This window comes from Burkholderia sp. YHN3-13, from assembly GCF_055810675.1.
This window is the reverse complement of record NZ_JBVVNQ010000004.1, coordinates 464,111-482,702: the sequence shown is the minus strand read 5'-3', so window position 1 is coordinate 482,702 and position 18,592 is coordinate 464,111. Positions and strand designations below refer to the sequence as shown.

The window sequence follows — 18,592 nt, the reverse complement described above, 5'->3', positions numbered from 1 at the left end:
CTTCAGGTCGTCGTGTTCGGGGTTCGCCGGCGCGCGACCGGCGCGGCACCGATTGTAGCGCCGCCCGCGGCGTGTTCAGTCGTGCACGACCGCGGCCGCCTCGACGGCCGCCGCGTGCGGGCGATGCCCGAGCCGCGCGGAAATCGCCTGCCCGGCTTCCTTCAGCAGTGCGACATAATGCGCTTTCGTGTCCGCGCCGCAACGCATCGTCGGGAACGACAGCGACAACCCCGCGATCACGCGATCGAAACGGTCGAACACGGGTACCGCGAGACACAGCAGGCCGTCTTCCTGCTCTTCGTTGTCCTCGCCGTAGCCCTGCTGCCGCACGTGCGGCAGGATGCTCATCACCGCATCCGCCGACGCGAGCGTCTTCGCGGTCGACTTCCTGAACTCGATGCCGGCCAGCACCGCGCGCGCTTCGTCGGGTGTCATCCAGGCGAGCAGCACCTTGCCGATCGCCGTGCTGTACAACGGATTGCGCCGGCCGATCCGCGACTGCATGCGCAGCCCGTAATCGGCGTCGATCTTGTGGATGTAGATGATCGCGTCCTCGTCGAACGCACCGAGGTGCACGGCTTCGCGCGTCAGCTGCCCGATGCGGCGCATCTCGAGATCGGCCTCGCGCACGAGGTCCACGCTCTCCAGTGCCTTGCTGCCCAGCTCGAACAGCCGGATCGTCAGGCGGTAGCGGTCGGTCTCGCCTGCCTGCGCGACGTAGCCGAGCGTCTTCAGCGTCTGCAGGAAGCGATGCACCGTGGTCTTCGACATGCCGAGATGCTGCGACAACTCGCTGATGCCGATCTCGCGGCGATCGCCGAGCGCGGCGAGGATCGTGAAGACCTTGCCGACGGCCGCGACCGAATCGGCCTTTTCGGCGGCACCGGCCGCCGACGGGTCGGCTTCGGCGCCGAGGTTCGCCTGATCGCCTTTGCGCTGCCTGGGCGTTGCTGTCATGTCCGTGAATCCGTGAGTGCGAATCGGGAGAGCATAACGCGTCCGCCGCGAAGCGCGATCAGCGCGCGAGCCACCCGCCGTCGACGGCGAGCGTGTGGCCGTGCACGTAGTCCGACGCAGGCGACGCAAGAAACACGGCCGCGCCCGCGAGGTCGTCGGGCACGCCCCAGCGGCCGGCCGGGATGCGTCCGAGGATTTCGTCGCTGCGCCGGCTGTCCTCGCGCAGTTGCGCGGTGTTGTCGGTCTCCATGTAGCCGGGCGCGATCGCGTTCACGTTGATCCCGCGCGCGGCCCATTCGTTCGCGAGCAGGCGCGTGAGCCCCAGCACGCCGCTTTTCGACGCGGTGTACGACGGTACGCGGATGCCGCCCTGGAACGACAGCATCGACGCGACGTTCACGATCTTGCCGCCGCGCCGCTGCCTCACCATCTGTCGCGCGACGGCCTGCGACAGGAAGAACACGCTCTTCAGGTTCACGTCGATCACGGCGTCCCAGTCGGCTTCGGTGAATTCGAGCGCATCGCAGCGGCGGATCATGCCCGCGTTGTTGACGAGGATGTCGACGCGACCGAACGCATCGACCGCGCCGCCAACGATCCGCTCGACCGGTTCAAGCGTCGACAGGTCGGCGCGCACGTCGGCGAAACGCCGGCCGGCCGCCTCGACGCGCGCCGAGGTCTCGGCCGGGGCCGAACGGTTCGCGCCGACGATGTCGCACCCGGCCGACGCGAGCGCGACGGCCATCGCGGCGCCGAGCCCCGTATTGCAGCCGGTGACGATCGCAACCTTGCCGGTCAGGTCGAACAGGCCGGCGCGCGCGGGGCGCGCGTCGACGGCGGGAAGATCGGGCGTATCGCGTTTCATGGTGTCAGCGCAGGTCCGCAACGGCGATGTGATCCATGTCCTTGAACACCTGGTTCTCGCCCACCATGCCCCAGATGAACGTGTACGCCTTCGTGCCGACGCCCGAATGGATCGACCAGCTCGGCGAGATCACCGCCTGCTCGTTGTGCACGACGACGTGACGCGTTTCCCGCGGCTCGCCGAGCAGGTGGAACACGGCCGCATCGTCGGCGAGGTTGAAGTAGAAATACACCTCCATCCGGCGCTCGTGCGTATGGCACGGCATCGTGTTCCACAGGCTGCCGGGCTCGAGTTTCGTCATCCCCATCGACAGCTGGCAGGTGGGCAGCACGTCGGGCACGATGAATTTGTAGATCGTGCGGCGGTTGCTCGTGGCCGCATCGCCGAGCGTTTCGGGCGACGCCTGCGCGAGCGTGATCGTGCGTGTCGGCCAGGCCGTGTGCGCGGGCGCGCAGTTCAGGTAGAACTTCGCGGGACGCGTGCGATCGTCGCTGCCGAACACGACGCCCTGCCCGCCTTGCCCGATGTAGATCGCCTCCTCGGTGCCGACCGCATGGCGCTGCCCGTCGACCTCGACCCAGCCGGGGCCGCCGATGTTGATCGCCCCCAGTTCGCGACGCGCCAGCAGATGGCTCACGCCCATCGCCGCGCCGAGCGATGCGGGCACCTCGACCGGCCGCGTGGCCGGCCACGCGCCGCCGACGATGATCCGGTCGATGTGGCTGTAGGTGAGCGACAACGCGTCCGGAGCGAACACGTTCTCCACCAGGAAATGCCGGCGCAGGCCGGCCGTATCGAGCGTCTTCGCGTGTTCGCCGTGTATGCCCTGTCGCACTTCCATGCCGGCTCTCCGTTGGGGAAGAAGACGCCGCCGACGCGCGTGCCGGCGGTGGTCATACGATGAATTGAAGCACAGATTCCGCAAATTCGGAACGTCGATCCGAAAATAGCCCGCCGTACAACGATAGCGCAATTCCCTTTTTTATCAGCCATTTATAGTGATACGGGTATACGATTACCGTTCCAAACAATAAAAACGGACCGACGTTCCGAATCATGTCCTATAGTCAGTCAGCAGACATCATTCGACAACGGGACGCATCGACGTCCACGGAGGAGACGTGAAGCTGAAACAGGCCATCGACCGCATACCGGGCGGGCTCATGCTGGTCCCGATGCTGCTCGGCGCGTGCGTGCACACGTTCGCGCCGAACGCCGGGAAGTACTTCGGCTCGTTCACCAACGGCCTGATCGCGGGCACGGTGCCGATCCTCGCCGTCTGGTTCTTCTGCATGGGCGCGACGATCAACCTGCGCGCGACGGGCGTCGTGCTGCGCAAATCGGGCACGCTGCTCGCGACCAAGATCGTGGTCGCGTGGCTGGCGACCCTGATCGCCGCACGGTTCATCCCCGACGACGGCATCCGCACGGGCCTCTTCGCGGGCCTGTCGCTGCTCGCGATCACGACGTCGATGGACATGACCAACGGCGGCCTCTATGCGGCCGTGATGCAGCAGTACGGCAGCAAGGAAGAAGCCGGTGCGTTCGTGCTGATGTCGATCGAATCGGGGCCGCTCGTCAGCATGCTGATCCTCGGCGCGGCGGGCGTCGCGGTATTCGAGACGCGGCTCTTCGTCGGCGCGGTGCTGCCGTTCCTGATCGGCTTCACGCTCGGCAACCTCGATGAAGACCTGCGCGAGCTGTTCGGGCGCTGCGTGCATCCGCTGATCCCGTTCTTCGGCTTTGCGCTCGGCAACGGCATCGATCTCAACGTGATCGCGAAGAGCGGGCTGCCGGGCATCGCGCTCGGGCTCGCGGTGATCGTCGTGACGGGCGTGCCGCTGATTCTCGCGGACAAGTTCGTGGGTGGCGGCAACGGGACAGCCGGGCTCGCCGCGTCGTCGACGGCGGGCGCCGCCGTGGCGAACCCGGCGATCATCGGCGAGATGATTCCGAAGTTCAAGCCGATGGTGCCGGCCGCGACGGCGATCGTCGCGACGGCTTGCCTCGTGACGGCGATTCTCGTGCCGATCCTGACGGCGATGTGGGCGAAGCGGGCGGCCAGGATGTCAGGCATGCCGATCATCGTTGCGGCGCGGGCCGGGCATGGCGCGCCGATCGAACATGAAGGGCATGTTTGAGAGGGAAGGTTCGAGCCCGTCTTTCAGGTTCCGGCTGCGGGTCGATCCATGTTCGACGACATGAAACTCCCGGGAAATCGACGCGTTTCCCGGGGTTTTTTTCGTTGGTGTCGGCGCGCGCTCCGGACCCGGACGCGCGTCAGCCGCGCGGCGCTACGCCACGCTTCAGTCGAACGTATGCACGATGGCGGACGCCTTGGTGGCGATCAGCCAACTGCCGTCCACCTTGTGCATGACGAAGTGATCGTTGAACAGCCGGCTTCCGATCCGCACCCGCACCGTCGCCGTCGAAAGGCCGTCCGAGACGTACGCCATGGAGAGGATCGCCTCGTCTCGGGGTGCGCCGGTTGACCGGGGGCTCGGTCTCCCGTTGACGAGCGCCTCGTACTCCGACGACGACAGCGTGCGCAGCCGGCCTTCGTCCAGCCACTGAATCAGGCAGCTCGGGTGAAAGACCTTGTTGAAGTCACGGCTCCTCGGCTCGTAAGCCAGATTGAAGTAATCCTCGATCAACGCGACGACGGCTTGGGTCTGGGTCATGACTGGCTTTCCTCGAGAGTGAACGGCTCGTATAGTGAGCGATCGTCCTCGCCTCGGCTACGGCGGCCCGTTTATCGCTGCCATTACAGGAACTCATGGATCATGGAAGACCTCGACGGAGGACTTGTCGGCGGCTTGCTCGTGCTTGCGGCCATCGCCGAATCCGGGAGCTTTGGCCGTGCGGCATCCCGTCTGGGCAGGACTCAGCCGGCGGTCAGTCGCGCCATTCAGCGACTGGAAGACCGCCTGCACGCGAAGCTCGTGCATCGCACCAGCCGGCACGTCGAAGTGACGGACGCTGGCCACGCGCTGTTGTCGAAAGTGCGGCCGTTGCTCCAGGGAATCGAAGAGGCGACCGCCGAAGCCGCCGGCCAGACCTCGGTCGTCAACGGAACGCTCCGTGTGGCGTGCGACGCGGCGTTCGCTCGACTTGTGCTGGCGCCGGAGCTGGCCCAGTTCATGAAGGATTACCCGGCGCTTCATGTGAAGCTGGAAACCCGGAACGACCTGTCGGATCTGGTAAGCGACGGTTTCGATCTCGCGATACGATTCGGGCCGCCGTCCGTTTCCACGTTGGTCTGTCGCAGGCTGTACAGCCCGCGGGTCCTGACGGTGGCCGCGCCGTCCTACCTGGCGCAACGCGGCCGGCCAAGGTCGCCGCAGGATCTGGTCGATGACGGCCATGAATGCATCCTGGCCATCGATCCGGCTACCGGTCGGCCCTTCGACTGGGAATTCTGGCGCGACAACGAGAAAGTGAAAGTGGCTGTCAACGGGAATCTGACCGTCACGGATGCGGGAACCAAAATCGGCGCGTGCGTTGCAGGCTTCGGGATCGCCCAGCTGATCGACCTCGGAATCGACGCGCACCTGCGTGCCGGCACGCTGGAGCCGATCCTGACGGACTGGAGCGACGAGACGTTCCCGCTTTATGTCTATTACCCCAGCCGGAGTCACGTTCCGGCCAAGGTACGAGCGTTCATCGACTTTGTCGTCGGCATGATGCCCGGGCTGCAGTCGAAGGGCCATGGCGCTGGCGAGCGGCCGTCATCGGCCGTGCTCGAAACGCTGCATCGCGCATAGTTTTCCGGCGTTCATGCCGAGGGTGCCGGCCGCGACAGTATGGTATGCCTTGGGGTGGCGATGTGGGCAGCCAGTGTCAGGGGTTCCGTCCGCACCCGCGTTCGGCCTCTACAGCGAAGGCATTCCCCGAGGCGCTTCGACAGTGTCGCGGCTCACGGTAGTGTAGAACACGTGGAACCACACCCAATGGGTGGCAATCCCGTCGCGGGATCGAGATGCTTGGTTTTCGCTATCTTGCCGATGCGTTCGTCCGAGGGCTTCTGCGGCGGCGTCCGCCGCGCATTGAAACATTTGACGAGCAATATCCCGCGCGGCGTCAGCGGGTCGAGCAAGTTTGCCACGTAATACTGCGTGTCGGCATTCCCCAGATCCGCAGCGTTTTGAATATACCGACGCGCCGCATCTTCATCATGCTGAAGGCGAGATTCGGCCGTACTTCACTTACATCAGGCAACGGACTGAGAGCGTTTTCGCTCTTCGATCAAGTCGCCAGCAGGCACGAAGCAGAACTATAGAAGCTCTACGCATGACTAATGGAGCCCACTTCGTGGCCGAATTCGAGCGAGAGATTGGCCACGCGGAGTTGCTGAATAAGTCGATCAAGTCTGATCAAGATACGCAATGAGTTCCCATGCCACTTGTTCGACGTGCTGGCGTGTACCCATCATACTGTCGAGCACTGCCAGCTTTCTCGGCTCATGCACAACGACAGACGGCAACGCATCGCCCTTGAGAAACCGGCGCTGCGTATCACCAATCTGGCCGGTCGCGAGTTTCGCGCACCAAACGCCGTCCTCCGGGCAGGATTGACCGGTGTGAGCGATCGTGCCCAACGGCAGGCGGGACGCGACGCTTTCCGGTTGCTCGGTCTGTGACGTCTTGTCTACCGCTCCCTGAACTGGCAACCCCGTCGCAGGATCGAGATGCTTGGCTTTCGCCATCTCGTTGATGAAATCATCCGAAGGCTTCGGCGGCGGCGCGGCTGCATCTTGCTCCTTTTGCCACTGGAATGTCCCATCCCACGCCGGGAGCTTCGCTGGAGGCAACGGAACAATCTTGTCGAGGTCGGGAACCTTGGGATTGCGGCTCTCGTTACTATCAAGAAATTTTCCGATCAAACGATAACGACGCGAGCGCTCTGGATCATGCGCGAGCGCCAGGTACGAAAGACGATTTGATGTCTCTGGACCATTGAATCCATCTTCGAGAGCCAACGCAGCCTGGGCATTCCCTGCCTTTACACCTTGTTGAAAAAATGAAACAGCATCCGAATATTTTGAATCGTTTTTTAAATTGATCCCCAAATAATTGGCAGCGTCTCCGTATCCTTGATCGGCAGCACATTGTCTCATTTGAAGCGCAACCTTGGGAGCTCGATCATGTGGCGCCAGTTGCTCTGCAACATATGTTTGCGCCTCAGGACTTCCCATGTCGGCAGCCTTCCTGAAATACCGTAAAGCCATCTCGGTGTCTTGCTTCAAGCCGTATCCAATTTCGAGATAGTGCCCGATATCATAATAACCACCAGGAACTCCATCTTCGATTAGCTTTTTTGCTAGCTCAATGGTTTCCTTTGCTCCATCGGGGGAGTTGGCTAGCCCTTGAGAAATCAGCTTCTGTGCATTGGTGTTGGCTTTGTAGTGACCATACGCCGAAGCGACTCGATAGTATCGGACGATTTCATTGAAATCCTTAGGACCATCAAGCTTCTGCAAATACCGACCATACTGAAACAATTGATCTGCCCGCGGATCCAGCGGCGGAAGGTGCTCACTCTCGTGCACGCAAGTGAATGCGAGATTGGCCCGCACAGCCGACATATCGGGTAAATTTGATTCCACAGAGTCTTCCTTATGGGTGCATGCACAGCCCAGCAACACGATTGCATAAATTACAAGCGACTTTCTCATTTTTCAGTCTTTGTAGGTGCGTTCGTTTGACGTGCGCATGAAACGAACGATCGAAGCGATGGGTGATTGCTTGCCTCCACCTTGAAGGTCGGCATTGTTGTTGAGGATAATCTCCCACTTATTGAAAGCTTGCCCAGAATCGTCCTGCGCCCCCACCTTATTTGTATGCAGACTCCACAGCTGCTGCCGTAACCTCTTGGTCACGTCACCATTCTCATGACAGATGTTGAGTTCGCTATCTGCCTCCATGCTACGTGTGTTGATGTTCGCCGACCCGAGCGTCATGAACACGTCATCGATCGTCATCAATTTTGCATGAACGTAGACGGGCACCCAGTTGCCTGGCGGAGAATCCGGAGCCACGAGCGTACAGACATGAACCTTGAGGCCATCGTATTCCTTGTTCAAGACCGGCTGGGGCACGCTCTTCATGTTCGATGCTATCGATTCTCGCTGCTGTTTCAACTGCTCGATTCTCGCCTTCGCATCGGCAACCCGCTTTGCCGAGTCAGGCGAGTCGACAATGCCTTGCACTTCAAGAGCCCCAAGCAACGCTTGGTTTGCCTGCGACTGCTGATCCGCAACCGCTGCCATCTGATCCTTCAGAGCAGTCTGGCGAGCATCCTCTTGCTCCAACGTCGCGACACCCGGAATGCTCTGCGCCTTTCCCAACGCGTTCAGCATCCGGTAAGTATTGACGGTCCCGGTTCCGACTGCCTCGTCACCGGAATTCGTGATGGCAAACAGATACAGCGGGCCATGCTCGGTGACGTTGCGCCCCCAACTGACGTGCTTGGCAGCGACCGCTTTGATTGCATTCGCAAGCGGCGGCCATCGAAAATATTGATTCTGGATAAAGATGTGTTGCGTTGCGTTGTTCACCGCTTGCAAATAAAGCTTCTCGATATCGCGCCGCCCCTTCTGGGACTGTGTACGCACGATCTGAGCCATCATCGGCGTATCACCGCCCGGAACGTATCGGACCTTGAGGCGGTCCTTAAGACCCTCCCGTGCCTTGCCTAGGCCTTGGCCGGTAGCGTCATCCCATGCCTGACAGAAGTTCGCATTCAGATGCTGCAACACCGGACCGGTCACATAGCTGGAGATGTCCTGCCACGGGCTCGGACCATTACGCCCGGTCGAAGGTGTCTCTGGCTTGTAACTGTGAGCGTCCGTATCCCAGTACTGATCGAGCATGTTGTGCCCCATCACAAAACCGACGGCATTCTCCGGGTTCTCATAATCGACAAGCACCATCTTTTGGTGGTGTGTCGGAATTCCGGCACCCATGCCAACACTGTTCATCGCCTTGGTTTGGAGGTCGCGATCCTTGTCTTTACCATGCCAGAAAGTACGCCATGCAATCTCCGCCCGATTGGAGGGACTGAAGCCACGAGTGGCGAAGTCGATATTCTTCAGCGCATGCTCTTTGTAGTACCGTGCACGCGCTTTTTCGTAGGCCAGCTTCGCCAGCGGCGACAGAGGCGACAGGGGTGATAACAGCGAAGTGCTTGTTACGTTATTCAAGTCAGCGCGCCAATACCATTCCGCGTCGAATTTTCTTTCTTCGTCAGTTTGATAGTCACGGGACAACATCGAGCTCCGACGATAGATATCGTCGGATATATGTTGCTTTAACCCGGTCACTGCGTCGTAGCCCGGCATGTTGTTCTCGCCCAATTCGGTGAGATACAACGGGTCCCGCCAACACAGCAATCGGATTTTGACGCCCTTCTGCCCCTTCTGCTCAAGCAATTCTCCGATCCGAAGCGAGTTACCTTTGCGCCTGAAATACATGGACGGCTGAAACCCCCAGCAAATGATGTCGATGGTATGCTGAGCTCCCATGAGTACATCGTAGAGCGTCCCGAACGCTTCTTCGCCGTTTACCAAGGGCCTGAATGTTGCCTGCTTCGCGGCGTATTCAGTAAATTGCAGAAACCATGGCAGCGTCGCCGTCGCGTTCGACGTATGATTCAGCGCCAGCGGCGTGGTGAAGGTATTGTTCGGCGTTGCCATGAGCTATGCGTCCGAAGAAGGATTCAGCAGATCGTTGTACTGTTGTCGGTGGACAGCCCGATCGGGAGCAACTTCGTCCTCGGGCGAACTCTCGAGGAACTGAAACCCCTGATTGGCGAGTTTCCCGTTCGCCGCATCGCGATACTCGCCCGGCACCGGAATCTCATGCCTCACCCCGTTCGCCATCTCCAGCGTGTACTTCTGCGTGGTGACCTGGTGATCGATCGGCAACTGCCCCGTCTTGTCGAATACGCCCTGTTTGACCAGCGCCCCGTCCGCATAGAGCTTGTAAGGCATGCCGACCGGAACGACACCGGTGGCAGACGGCGAAGCCATCGTATTCAGCATCAACCGACGCGTCGGCAAGTCCTTGAACGCCGGATTGGTCACGTCCATGCTCGTCGGACCACTGAACGCATGCTGCGCACCCTTCACGTCGATCTTGCCCGGCGCATGAATCTCGATATCGCCGCCTTTGAGACGGATGTACGCACCGCCGGACGTCAGCAGGATTTCCTGCTGTGCCGATGCGTGGACCTTCTCGGTAACAGATGCCAGCAATAGTGACTTCTGCGCTGTCACCTCGACGTTGTCCGCGTGAGTCTGGACCTCGATTTTCCCTTTTGCCGCAAACAGCTTCATCCCGGCATTCTGCACGAACAGGCTCAGTTTCTCCGTAATGCTGGCAACGAGTGACTTGCCGGTGGCAACGTGCGTGCTTTGCCCGCTAACGATATTGACATGCTCATCGGCTGCTACGTGCGTCGACTTCTGCGTCGACAGGCCGATGCCGGCAGGTGCCGCAACCAGGATCACGGGCAGCTTGAACGCGCCGGCATCGCCCGTCCCTCCACCCGCTGTCACCCCCCCTCCGCCCGTCGCCCCTGATTCGTGGTGCTGCGTCGCATCGGCGAATGCCTTGAAGGTGTCGTGGCCGTCCTTCAGGCTTTCCGCCGTCGACGTCTCGCTCGCTTGCGACAGGCCGTCGAGCATATTCACCGAACCGTTCAATTGACGCGTCGCCAAGGTGGTATCAAGCGGCTGGCCGGCGACCGGGTGTGTCGTCACGAACAGCCCTCGCCCTGCCCGTAGCGCGCCATAGGCCTCCGAACTCAGATCGAAGCCCTTGCCCAGATAGCTGCCGCGCGTGTTGTCGGTCTGGTCGATCAGGTAGCCCAGGTGCAACGCCGCGTTCGAACTGCTGCTGTACAGGTGCACGCGGTTCTGGCCCGTCGAATCGTCCATCACCATCTGGTTGTAACCGCTCCCCGAGAACTCCTGGGACCGGTAACCCGACAACAGGGCATTCGAATGCCATCGTGGCTTTACGCCCCCGTTGTATACCCGATGTAGTGCAATCGGACGATCGATGTCGTTCCCGATATGGCCAATCAGCAGTTCTTCGCCCGCGCGTGGCATATGAACGCCGCCATAACCGTCGCCGGTATCGGATTGCGCGACGCGCACCCAGCACGACGCCCGCTCGTCGCCTTCGTTGTGCCGATCCCAGATGAACAGCACCTTGATCCGGTTCAGGTCGTCGGTATACGCCTGCGCCCCCTTCGGACCGGCAACGATGGCCGATTCGAGCTTTGCTTCGGGCTTTTTGTGTTCGAGGGGGCTGTGATACGGGACCGACGTGCGTTGCGCTTCGATCGCAACGCGATAGAAGCCCGCCGAGCCGTCGACATGCGACACGGTGAACAGCTTCTCGGTGTCGTCCGCATCGGCCTGCTTCACTGCCTGATAGAGACTATGCGGGTAATTCGCTTCGTGCCCGGAAAGCGGAATGTTGTTGACGATGATCCACTCGACGTCGATCACCGCGAACTCTCGATGGTCGGCCGCGTCCTGATCATGCTCGGGATGTCCGGTCAGCGTGAACCGCCGTCCCGCATCGATGCGGCGCACCCCGCCGACGCCGTCATAGCGTTTGGCCTGCGACTCCCATTCCTCCATGCGGATCTTGCTGAGATGGTCGCCACGCTCCTGTTCGGGGTACGTATAGCCGCCCGTGTATTCATACACCTCGGCCTGCGACGGGAGATCGCCCTGATTGGCCATCGTGGGAATCGAAGTCGCCTTCGGATTGGCCGGCGTGGCCGGACTCTTGTAGTCGAACGTTCGCGTCGACAACAGGACGGACTGCAGTGTCCGGGTTCCGGCCCACTGCGTAAGGGCGTTCACTTCACCATGAACGCTCGCGCGGGAAAAATCGACTGTCGGAGGCGCAAGCGGCTCGAGCGCCTGAAGACGATCGGTAATCACCAGTGTATGCGACTTTCCATCCTGAGCCTGCTTCCAGATACCGTACAAGCCCTCGGATTCGAGGAGCCGGTGCACGAAATTCCAGTCGGTTTCATCCTGGCGGCAGTAGGAGCGTGAGGGTAGCGGTTGCGATAATTCAAAGCGATACATTCCGCGCGCCTGCGGATGATCATTGAATACCTCGGTAATGATCGCGTCGACGCTTTTGTCTTGCCAGTGACGCTGGTCGCGGCGAAATTTCAGGAAATGCAGCCACGATGAAAAACTGAGCTGGTAGCAAGCGAGGCCGCCGTCCACACCGAGTTTTCTCGCGGTATGCACATAGCCGTGGTGAGGAAGATAGGTTTTGTCGGTCTGCTGGACCCACAGCGTGATCGGCTGCGAAATCAGTGTCTTGAGCTGAACATCGTTCGATGTCGACACGCAGTCGATCATGAACAGGTAATCTCGACCGATGCGGGACTGTCCGAACACCCGGTGCGGGATCAAAACGTTGCTGCCAAGCGGTGTATCGAGCTTGAGAAGCCGTTCCTGCTGGGCCAGCCCTCCCGTGATTGCCCCGATCATGCTGTGCGCATCCATAGCGCCTCTCTCAGAATTATGTTGTTCTTGATCTGTGATTCTACGAATGACGATTCTGTGACGTCAATCGGGTGGAATTCAAACAATTGAAAACCGTAATCATTCAGTCATGCATGTGAATGCATTTGGTAATATAAATCCAACGGCGAAACGCATTGACCGCAAGACCAGATTACGCCGCGATCGAATTCGCCACAGACGAATACATCACGCAGAAGCAACGCACAGTCATCATGTGTCGCTGACTGTTGCGGCCCGCCGATGCCACGCGTACTGCATCGCACGTCGCCGAAAAACTGCAAGTCGCCAGATATTCCAGCCCGAAGGGCTCCGGCCCTTGCACGACAACACCTGCCTGCCGTCGCTCATCAGGCCACATAACGCCCGAGTGGCGATCCCTGCCCCGTACGCCCTAATGGCGCAGATCGACGTACCGGGGTCGGGATATGCATCGTCCATCTATTCGTTACTGGTGCCCACAGCGAATCAACACCCACCTCACCCCTGAACGCTAAGCGCCTTCTCGAGCGCGGCGATCAGCTTGAACGCATCGTCCCGCCCGATCAGAAAACCGCGGCTGGTGTACTCGCATCCGAACGCATAGAAGCTCGGCAGCAGTGTCACCATGTCCTTCTGCCGATCGAGATCGACTTCACATTTCGTCAACGGGAAGAACGGGGGTGCCTCGGCCGGCATGTTGTACACGATGTTCTCCTAGTACATTTTGCGCGGCGGCAGCATGCGCTTCGCACGCAGGCGCTGCCTGGCCACGGCGCTGGCCTTTTTCCGCTTGCGTTCGGTCGTCGGCTTTTCATAGCCGGTGCGACTGCGCAGCTCCCGGATCAGCCCGGTTTTCTCGATGCCGCGGCGGAATCGTCGCAGCGCGACATCGATCGGTTCGTTGACCTTCAGCGTAATGGTTGTCATCAGGGTCCTGTTTCAGGGAAAGGAAAAGGGAAAGGGGGAACGCAAAACTAGCCAAGCCGTGTCATGACGGCACTCGCGATCCCGTCCGACTCGAATTCCGAATATCCGGCTCCGATCGACAGTGCGCGTACCGCCGCGAACATCTGCAGTTCCTGCTGATGGCACAGCGCCGAATCGGCGACTCCGGCAGGCACGGCCGTGCCCGTCCACGTCACCTCGCGTCGTCCGATCAATCCAAGCAGTTCATCGACAATCATTTCGCTCTCCGAATTCATCACGCATTGCATTGCCTGACCGCGTCGCATCAAAGCGAGGCGGCGAAGAAATCCTGTTTGTCGCGATTGCTGTCGATGATGCTCTCGGCGAAGCGCAGCGATGCGCGACGCGCGTCGCCGGCGTTGTCGAACGGGCGACGCTCACGCACCATGAAAGTCTGGCTGCGGGTCAGCGTATCGTCGGTGCCGCGAAGGCAAATCTTGACCGCCGCGTCGAAACCGGCATCGTAGTTGTGCGGGCTGCCATTGGGCGCCGGCACGTGAGGGTAAATCAGTGGATAAATCTCGAATCCACGGTAGATATGCATGCTCATGACGAACTCCTGGCGTTCGGCCACGGCGCATCGCATGGGCGAACACATCCGGCCTGCATCCCCGTTGCGGGGCGGGCAGGTAGGGTGAATGGGACAACGTTGCAGCGCGGAGGCGGGGCGATGCAGCAAGCGGGTATTAGGAGGGGCGAGCGGCCGGTGGGCGGATGCCGGCTCGAATGAACCCATCATACGCGCATCGTTTGTCGGACGCCCAACTAATTCCGGGTTGCGCGCGACCAGGCGCGCGGGTGCAGCCGGACGGCACACGGTGTCCGGCCACGAAGCCGACACTCGCCGCGCCATCCGATCCGGATCGCGATTACGGCGCCGGCAAGCGCTTCTTCGGGCGCGATTTCGTGAGTGCGGCGGGTTTGGGCGGCACCCAGTTCAATGCGGTGCCGAGCCTGGGCAGCATGATGGCCGGCTTGGCGCGCGGCGGCGGCTTGTTGCTGCGGGACTGACTTCGGGTCATGCGGGTTCTCCTGCCGCACCGCTTGCGCGATCCGATGAGCGTGACGCGTCAAATCGCGCGCGCGGCCGAACACGCGCACGGCGATGCATGCCCGGGATCGGCATGCGCGCGAGTTCGACGGCGGTGCGTCACCCGTGAAGCGGCGACGACGCGCCGCCTCATGAACGATGCTGACGCACCCGGGCAATGAATTACAGCGGGGTGATGTTCGCTGCCTGCAGGCCCTTGGGGCCCGTCTTCGTCTCGTAGCTGACCTTCTGGCCCTCGGCGAGCGTCTTGAAGCCCTCACCGCGAATCTCGGAGAAGTGGGCGAACAGATCGTCGCCGCCGCTGTCGGGCGTGATGAAGCCGAAACCCTTGCTGTCGTTGAACCACTTGACGGTACCGTTATCCATGTTAGATCTCCTGAAAGTATGGACGAGCGCACGCATCCGAAAAGACGCGGACACAAAAAAATAATCAAGGAGGGAGAGGACAACGAATACCGCAGGCTGCGGTCGATGATGAGCAGCAATCGCGCTTCTTGAATACTTACGCGGCCGACAGTACGCCTCGTCAACAGGTGTGTCAAGCGCTTTCGGTCGAGGGGCGGAACGCGCGGCCGTCGTTCGCACCGTCCCGACGACACGCTCAGAGGGACGCCAGCAAGCGCAACTGATGTTCGGTTTCGGTGCCGTTGATCAACGCGAAGAACGCGGTCTCGCGACGCTCGATCGCCGACAGACCCTCGGTGTCGGAGAAGATGTTCCATGCGACGCCGTCGACATGCGCGAACCGGCCGCGCGACCGTGCAAACGCCCGCAACAGCGGGCTCGCCTCGCGGCGAAGCACCCGGCGATCTTCATTCAATACGTACGGCGCCCAGCCGGCACGCAGGACGAGATAACAGGGAATGGCACTGCGATCGATTTTCATGGGCACGCCGTTTCTTCCGGAGGTACGTTGCCGATCTCGCTCGTGTCGACGCGAACCACTGAACAGCGCTTGCTCCACTATACGCGCTACCGCTGCCGTGCATGCCGTCGCCGCGGCGCGAAGGCCCGTCGCGGCTGCGGAAATCCGCTCGAAATTTCGCTATACAAACGGATTGAACGGCGTACGATCGAGGCGACGGATGACCGGCGGCCGATTCCGGCGCGTTGCGCCGCGTCCCTCCTTGAATTCGATCGGGCCCCTCACTGCGACCGATCGCCCCGGCGCCGTCGAGCGGCCGTGATGCCCCCTTCCTGTCCCGTCGCTTGAGCGTGGCTCCGAAGCAGTTCCGGAGCAGCGGGCTTTCTCCTCTCCCTGCGGGCGGCATCCGGTTTGCCGGTCCATTCTTCACCCTCCCGCGCCAGCCCACTCGCGGTAACCCGACAGGGAGGCGCCCATGCGCTTCGACACGACACGTTTCCGGATCGACCCGACACCGCGCAGGGCGGACGGCGAATACATCGCGCATGCGCGGATCACCACGATTCTCCTGGACGGAGATGAACGGGAAGTGCACGCCAGCGGCGATCTCGCCGGCTTCGATGCGCGCGATGATGCAGTCGCCTACGCGACCCAATGGGCCAAAGGATGGCTGAGCGCGCAGTTCGGTTGAGCACGGACGATCCGCAACCGGGCAGGCAACCCGCCGCCGCGGAACGCGAACCGTTCGAGCGCTGCCGGCTTCGCGCGCGGCCGGCGCGAGCGTGAACCCGGGCCAGGCGCTAAAATCCGCGGCCTGGGCATTCACGACGAGCAAGCGTTTTGACGGCGTTCGAGCAGGGTTTCATCCTCACCCGCCACTGGCGGGACACCGCATCCGGCATCGAGATCGAGTTCTGGCTGGCAACCGAACACGGTCCGCGCCGCGTGCGCTTGCGCCCGCAGGAAGCCGTCGCGTTCATTCCGGCCGAACAGCAGGCACTCGCCGAACGCGCGCTGGCCGGCGAGCGCGAAGCCGAATTGCGTCCGCTCGCGTTGCGCGACTTCCGGCAGCGCCCGGTCGTCGGCCTCTATTGCAAGCGCTACCGTCATCTGTCCGCGCTCCAGAAGCGCCTGGCCGCCGCCGGCGTCGACGTCTACGAGGCCGACGTGCAGCCGCCCGACCGCTACGCGATGGAGCGCTTCATCACGGCGTCCGTGCAGTTTCGCGGCCAGCCCGGTCGCGACGGCACGCTGACCGTCGGCGAACTGAAGCCCGCCGACGGCTACCGCCCGACGCTGCGCTGCGTGTCGCTCGACATCGAAACCAGCGTCCACGGCGAACTGTATTCGATCGCGCTCGAAGGCTGCGGGCAACGCCAGGTCTACATGCTCGGCCCGCCCAACGGCGATGCAAGCGGCGATGCCGGCCCCCTCGATTTCGACCTCGACTACTGCGATACCCGGCCCGCGCTGCTCGCGCGGCTCAACGAATGGTTCGACGCGCACGATCCCGATGCGGTGATCGGCTGGAACCTCGTGCAGTTCGACTTGCGCATCCTGCATGCGCATGCGGAGCAATACGGCATCCCGCTGAAGCTCGGGCGCGGCGGCAGCGTGCTCGACTGGCGGGCGCACGGCCAGCAGCCCGACCACTTCTTCGCGGGCGCGGCCGGCCGGCTGATCCTCGACGGCATCGACATGCTGAAATCCGCGACGTGGACCTTTCCGTCGTTCAGCCTCGAGTACGTGTCGCAAGCGCTGCTCGGCGAAGGCAAGTCGATCGACAACCCGTACCAGCGGATGGACGAAATCCAGCGCCGCTTCGATCACGACAAGCCGGCGCTCGCACGCTACAACCTGAAGGACTGCGAGCTCGTCACGCGTATTTTCGACAAGGCCGACCTGCTGTCCTTCGCGCTCGAACGCGCGAGCGTCACGGGCCTCGCGGCCGATCGCACCGGCGGCTCGGTCGCGGCGTTCACGCACCTGTACCTGCCGCGCATGCACCGGCTCGGCTACGTCGCGCCGAACCTCGGCGACGTGACGGGACAGAACAGCCCCGGCGGCTTCGTGATGGATTCGCGCCCCGGGCTGTACGACTCGGTGCTCGTGTTCGATTACAAGAGCCTTTATCCGTCGATCATCCGCACGTTCCTGATCGATCCGGTCGGCCTGATCGAAGGACTCGCGAACCCCGGCGACGACGCCTCGGTGCCCGGCTTTCTCGGCGCGCGTTTCTCGCGCACCGCGCATTGCCTGCCCGATGTCGTGCGCCGCGTATGGGAAGGCCGCGACGATGCGAAGCGGCAGCGCAACGCGCCGCTGTCGCAGGCACTGAAGATCATCATGAATTCGTTCTACGGCGTGCTCGGCTCGACGGGTTGCCGCTTCTTCGACCCGCGCCTCGCGTCGTCGATCACGATGCGCGGCCACGAGATCATGCACCGCACGCGCGAGCTGATCGAGGCGCAGGGTTACGAAGTGATCTACGGCGATACCGATTCGACGTTCGTGTGGCTCGGCCGCGCGCACGACGACGACGAGGCCGGCGCGAAGGGCCGCGCGCTCGTCGGGCACGTGAACCGCTGGTGGCAGGCGCACCTGCGCGACCGCTTCGGGCTCGACAGCGCGCTGGAACTGCAGTACGAGCAGCACTACCGCCGCTTCCTGATGCCGACCGTGCGCGGCGCGGAAGAAGGCAGCAAGAAGCGCTACGCGGGCCTCGCGGCCGCGGCCGGCGGCGGCGAGGACCTCGTCTTCAAGGGGCTCGAGACGGTACGCACCGACTGGACGCCGCTCGCGCAGCAGTTCCAGCGCGAGCTGTACCGGCGCGTGTTCCGGCGCGAGCCGTACCAGGATTTCATCCGCGACTACGTGCGGCGCACGCTGGCCGGCGAATTCGACGACCAGCTCGTCTACCGCAAGCGCGTGCGCCGGCCGCTGCGCGAATACGAACGCAACGTGCCGCCGCACGTGCGCGCCGCGCGGATCGCCGACGAGTTCAACCACGCGCAGGGCCGGCCGCTGCAGTATCAGCGCGGCGGCTGGATCAGCTACGTGATGACGACGGCCGGCCCCGAGCCGCTCGAAACGATGCGCTCGCCGATCGACTATGCGTTCTACCTGAGCCGCCAGCTCCAGCCCGTCGCCGACGCGATCCTGCCGTTCCTGCGGGACGATTTCGAGCGCGTGATCTCGGGGCAGGGGCAATTGTTCGGCGACTGACGCGCCGGCGCCGCGCGGCTCATTCTTACTCGTTCTGAAACACTGCTGGAACGGATTCTCCATTTATCCGGGCGGTGCGGGTTCCTAAACTTGCATCGTCGGTTCAGCCAAGCGAATGCG

19 protein-coding genes and 1 pseudogene are annotated in these 18,592 nt (G+C 62.3%); 6 read left to right on the top strand and 14 right to left on the bottom strand.

The genetic code is table 11. From position 1 onward, the window contains the following. Positions 1 to 75: 75 nt before the first annotated feature. From kdgR to kduI, 3 genes are read right to left on the bottom strand one after another with little or no spacing between them, the layout of a single operon-like run. A complete protein-coding gene (gene kdgR, locus AC0KUR_RS13695; RefSeq protein ID WP_069705920.1) occupies positions 76 to 957 on the bottom strand; it encodes a DNA-binding transcriptional regulator KdgR in 882 nt (293 codons plus the stop codon). Positions 958 to 1,015: 58 nt separating this feature from the next. Next, positions 1,016 to 1,822, bottom strand: a complete 807-nt coding sequence (gene kduD / locus AC0KUR_RS13690; protein WP_124609174.1) for a 2-dehydro-3-deoxy-D-gluconate 5-dehydrogenase KduD — start codon at positions 1,820 to 1,822, stop codon at positions 1,016 to 1,018. Positions 1,823 to 1,826: 4 nt separating this feature from the next. After that, a complete protein-coding gene (kduI, locus tag AC0KUR_RS13685) occupies positions 1,827 to 2,663 on the bottom strand; it encodes a 5-dehydro-4-deoxy-D-glucuronate isomerase (RefSeq protein ID WP_034189679.1) in 837 nt (278 codons plus the stop codon). A 280-nt stretch (positions 2,664 to 2,943) separates the two neighbouring features. On the opposite strand from kduI, the gene kdgT reads away from it, so the two are divergent. Then, complete coding sequence (kdgT, locus tag AC0KUR_RS13680) at positions 2,944 to 3,963, top strand: 2-keto-3-deoxygluconate transporter (RefSeq protein ID WP_034189680.1); 1,020 nt, start codon at positions 2,944 to 2,946, stop codon at positions 3,961 to 3,963. Positions 3,964 to 4,128: 165 nt separating this feature from the next. On the opposite strand, the gene AC0KUR_RS13675 is transcribed toward kdgT, so the two are convergent. After that, positions 4,129 to 4,503: a nuclear transport factor 2 family protein gene (locus tag AC0KUR_RS13675; protein ID WP_473376017.1), complete on the bottom strand. Its 375-nt coding sequence runs from the start codon at positions 4,501 to 4,503 to the stop codon at positions 4,129 to 4,131. 102 nt (positions 4,504 to 4,605) lie between these two features. Here AC0KUR_RS13675 and AC0KUR_RS13670 point away from each other — a divergent pair, with 102 nt between their 5' ends. Next, on the top strand, positions 4,606 to 5,586 hold the full coding sequence (locus tag AC0KUR_RS13670) for a LysR family transcriptional regulator (protein WP_059556356.1): 981 nt from the start codon (positions 4,606 to 4,608) through the stop codon (positions 5,584 to 5,586). A gap of 152 nt (positions 5,587 to 5,738) precedes the next feature. On the opposite strand, the pseudogene AC0KUR_RS13665 reads toward AC0KUR_RS13670, so the two are convergent. Then, positions 5,739 to 5,858 (bottom strand): annotated as a pseudogene (locus tag AC0KUR_RS13665) (DUF6396 domain-containing protein); the annotation flags it as partial. Here AC0KUR_RS13665 and AC0KUR_RS13660 point away from each other — a divergent pair. Next, positions 5,802 to 6,101: a hypothetical protein gene (locus tag AC0KUR_RS13660; protein ID WP_176730061.1), complete on the top strand. Its 300-nt coding sequence runs from the start codon at positions 5,802 to 5,804 to the stop codon at positions 6,099 to 6,101. The pseudogene AC0KUR_RS13665 and the gene AC0KUR_RS13660 sit on opposite strands and share 57 nt — an antisense overlap. An 84-nt stretch (positions 6,102 to 6,185) precedes the next feature. Here AC0KUR_RS13660 and AC0KUR_RS13655 read toward each other — a convergent pair whose 3' ends face one another. The 7 genes from AC0KUR_RS13655 to AC0KUR_RS13625 all read right to left on the bottom strand — a co-directional run bounded on the left by AC0KUR_RS13655 (position 6,186) and on the right by AC0KUR_RS13625 (position 13,881). Further along, positions 6,186 to 7,496 carry an SEL1-like repeat protein gene (locus AC0KUR_RS13655; RefSeq protein ID WP_343726434.1) on the bottom strand — a complete coding sequence of 437 codons (1,311 nt, stop codon included), beginning with the start codon at positions 7,494 to 7,496 and terminating at the stop codon, positions 6,186 to 6,188. A 3-nt stretch (positions 7,497 to 7,499) separates the two neighbouring features. Next, on the bottom strand, positions 7,500 to 9,515 hold the full coding sequence (locus tag AC0KUR_RS13650; protein ID WP_034189684.1) for a phospholipase D-like domain-containing protein: 2,016 nt from the start codon (positions 9,513 to 9,515) through the stop codon (positions 7,500 to 7,502). Between the two features lie 3 nt (positions 9,516 to 9,518). After that, positions 9,519 to 12,365, bottom strand: a complete 2,847-nt coding sequence (locus tag AC0KUR_RS13645) for a type VI secretion system Vgr family protein (protein WP_069705924.1) — start codon at positions 12,363 to 12,365, stop codon at positions 9,519 to 9,521. Between the two features lie 498 nt (positions 12,366 to 12,863). After that, complete coding sequence (locus tag AC0KUR_RS13640) at positions 12,864 to 13,070, bottom strand: hypothetical protein (protein ID WP_034189686.1); 207 nt, start codon at positions 13,068 to 13,070, stop codon at positions 12,864 to 12,866. A 9-nt stretch (positions 13,071 to 13,079) separates the two neighbouring features. After that, on the bottom strand, positions 13,080 to 13,292 hold the full coding sequence (rpsU, locus tag AC0KUR_RS13635; RefSeq protein ID WP_034189687.1) for a 30S ribosomal protein S21: 213 nt from the start codon (positions 13,290 to 13,292) through the stop codon (positions 13,080 to 13,082). 47 nt (positions 13,293 to 13,339) lie between these two features. Next, positions 13,340 to 13,549 carry a hypothetical protein gene (locus tag AC0KUR_RS13630; RefSeq protein ID WP_034189782.1) on the bottom strand — a complete coding sequence of 70 codons (210 nt, stop codon included), beginning with the start codon at positions 13,547 to 13,549 and terminating at the stop codon, positions 13,340 to 13,342. A gap of 47 nt (positions 13,550 to 13,596) precedes the next feature. Beyond that, positions 13,597 to 13,881 carry a hypothetical protein gene (locus tag AC0KUR_RS13625; RefSeq protein WP_034189783.1) on the bottom strand — a complete coding sequence of 95 codons (285 nt, stop codon included), beginning with the start codon at positions 13,879 to 13,881 and terminating at the stop codon, positions 13,597 to 13,599. A gap of 248 nt (positions 13,882 to 14,129) precedes the next feature. Between AC0KUR_RS13625 and AC0KUR_RS13620 the strand changes: the two genes are divergently transcribed. Continuing rightward, on the top strand, positions 14,130 to 14,342 hold the full coding sequence (locus AC0KUR_RS13620; RefSeq protein WP_034189688.1) for a hypothetical protein: 213 nt from the start codon (positions 14,130 to 14,132) through the stop codon (positions 14,340 to 14,342). Between the two features lie 202 nt (positions 14,343 to 14,544). Here AC0KUR_RS13620 and AC0KUR_RS13615 read toward each other — a convergent pair whose 3' ends face one another. Together AC0KUR_RS13615 and AC0KUR_RS13610 are read right to left on the bottom strand one after the other, a co-directional pair. Then, complete coding sequence (locus AC0KUR_RS13615; protein WP_034189689.1) at positions 14,545 to 14,748, bottom strand: cold-shock protein; 204 nt, start codon at positions 14,746 to 14,748, stop codon at positions 14,545 to 14,547. Between the two features lie 235 nt (positions 14,749 to 14,983). After that, on the bottom strand, positions 14,984 to 15,268 hold the full coding sequence (locus AC0KUR_RS13610) for a hypothetical protein (RefSeq protein ID WP_034189690.1): 285 nt from the start codon (positions 15,266 to 15,268) through the stop codon (positions 14,984 to 14,986). 454 nt (positions 15,269 to 15,722) lie between these two features. On the opposite strand from AC0KUR_RS13610, the gene AC0KUR_RS13605 reads away from it, so the two are divergent. Both AC0KUR_RS13605 and AC0KUR_RS13600 read left to right on the top strand, forming a co-directional pair. Next, on the top strand, positions 15,723 to 15,938 hold the full coding sequence (locus AC0KUR_RS13605) for a hypothetical protein (RefSeq protein WP_049035401.1): 216 nt from the start codon (positions 15,723 to 15,725) through the stop codon (positions 15,936 to 15,938). Positions 15,939 to 16,087: 149 nt separating this feature from the next. Next, on the top strand, positions 16,088 to 18,472 hold the full coding sequence (locus AC0KUR_RS13600; RefSeq protein ID WP_473376016.1) for a DNA polymerase II: 2,385 nt from the start codon (positions 16,088 to 16,090) through the stop codon (positions 18,470 to 18,472). The last annotated feature ends 120 nt before the right edge of the window (positions 18,473 to 18,592 follow it).

Bases quoted from the DNA above. Each gene is read 5' to 3' on its own strand.
- AC0KUR_RS13630 (WP_034189782.1), bottom strand. From the start codon at position 13,549: ATGATTGTCGATGAACTGCTTGGATTGATCGGACGACGCGAGGTGACG.
- AC0KUR_RS13675 (WP_473376017.1), bottom strand. From the start codon at position 4,503: ATGACCCAGACCCAAGCCGTCGTCGCGTTGATCGAGGATTACTTCAAT.
- AC0KUR_RS13645 (WP_069705924.1), bottom strand. From the start codon at position 12,365: ATGGATGCGCACAGCATGATCGGGGCAATCACGGGAGGGCTGGCCCAG.
- AC0KUR_RS13610 (WP_034189690.1), bottom strand. From the start codon at position 15,268: ATGAAAATCGATCGCAGTGCCATTCCCTGTTATCTCGTCCTGCGTGCC.
- AC0KUR_RS13655 (WP_343726434.1), bottom strand. From the start codon at position 7,496: ATGAGAAAGTCGCTTGTAATTTATGCAATCGTGTTGCTGGGCTGTGCA.
- kduI (WP_034189679.1), bottom strand. From the start codon at position 2,663: ATGGAAGTGCGACAGGGCATACACGGCGAACACGCGAAGACGCTCGAT.
- kdgR (WP_069705920.1), bottom strand. From the start codon at position 957: ATGACAGCAACGCCCAGGCAGCGCAAAGGCGATCAGGCGAACCTCGGC.
- AC0KUR_RS13615 (WP_034189689.1), bottom strand. From the start codon at position 14,748: ATGGATAACGGTACCGTCAAGTGGTTCAACGACAGCAAGGGTTTCGGC.
- AC0KUR_RS13605 (WP_049035401.1), top strand. From the start codon at position 15,723: ATGCGCTTCGACACGACACGTTTCCGGATCGACCCGACACCGCGCAGG.
- AC0KUR_RS13650 (WP_034189684.1), bottom strand. From the start codon at position 9,515: ATGGCAACGCCGAACAATACCTTCACCACGCCGCTGGCGCTGAATCAT.
- AC0KUR_RS13660 (WP_176730061.1), top strand. From the start codon at position 5,802: ATGCTTGGTTTTCGCTATCTTGCCGATGCGTTCGTCCGAGGGCTTCTG.
- AC0KUR_RS13670 (WP_059556356.1), top strand. From the start codon at position 4,606: ATGGAAGACCTCGACGGAGGACTTGTCGGCGGCTTGCTCGTGCTTGCG.
- AC0KUR_RS13625 (WP_034189783.1), bottom strand. From the start codon at position 13,881: ATGAGCATGCATATCTACCGTGGATTCGAGATTTATCCACTGATTTAC.
- kduD (WP_124609174.1), bottom strand. From the start codon at position 1,822: ATGAAACGCGATACGCCCGATCTTCCCGCCGTCGACGCGCGCCCCGCG.
- rpsU (WP_034189687.1), bottom strand. From the start codon at position 13,292: ATGACAACCATTACGCTGAAGGTCAACGAACCGATCGATGTCGCGCTG.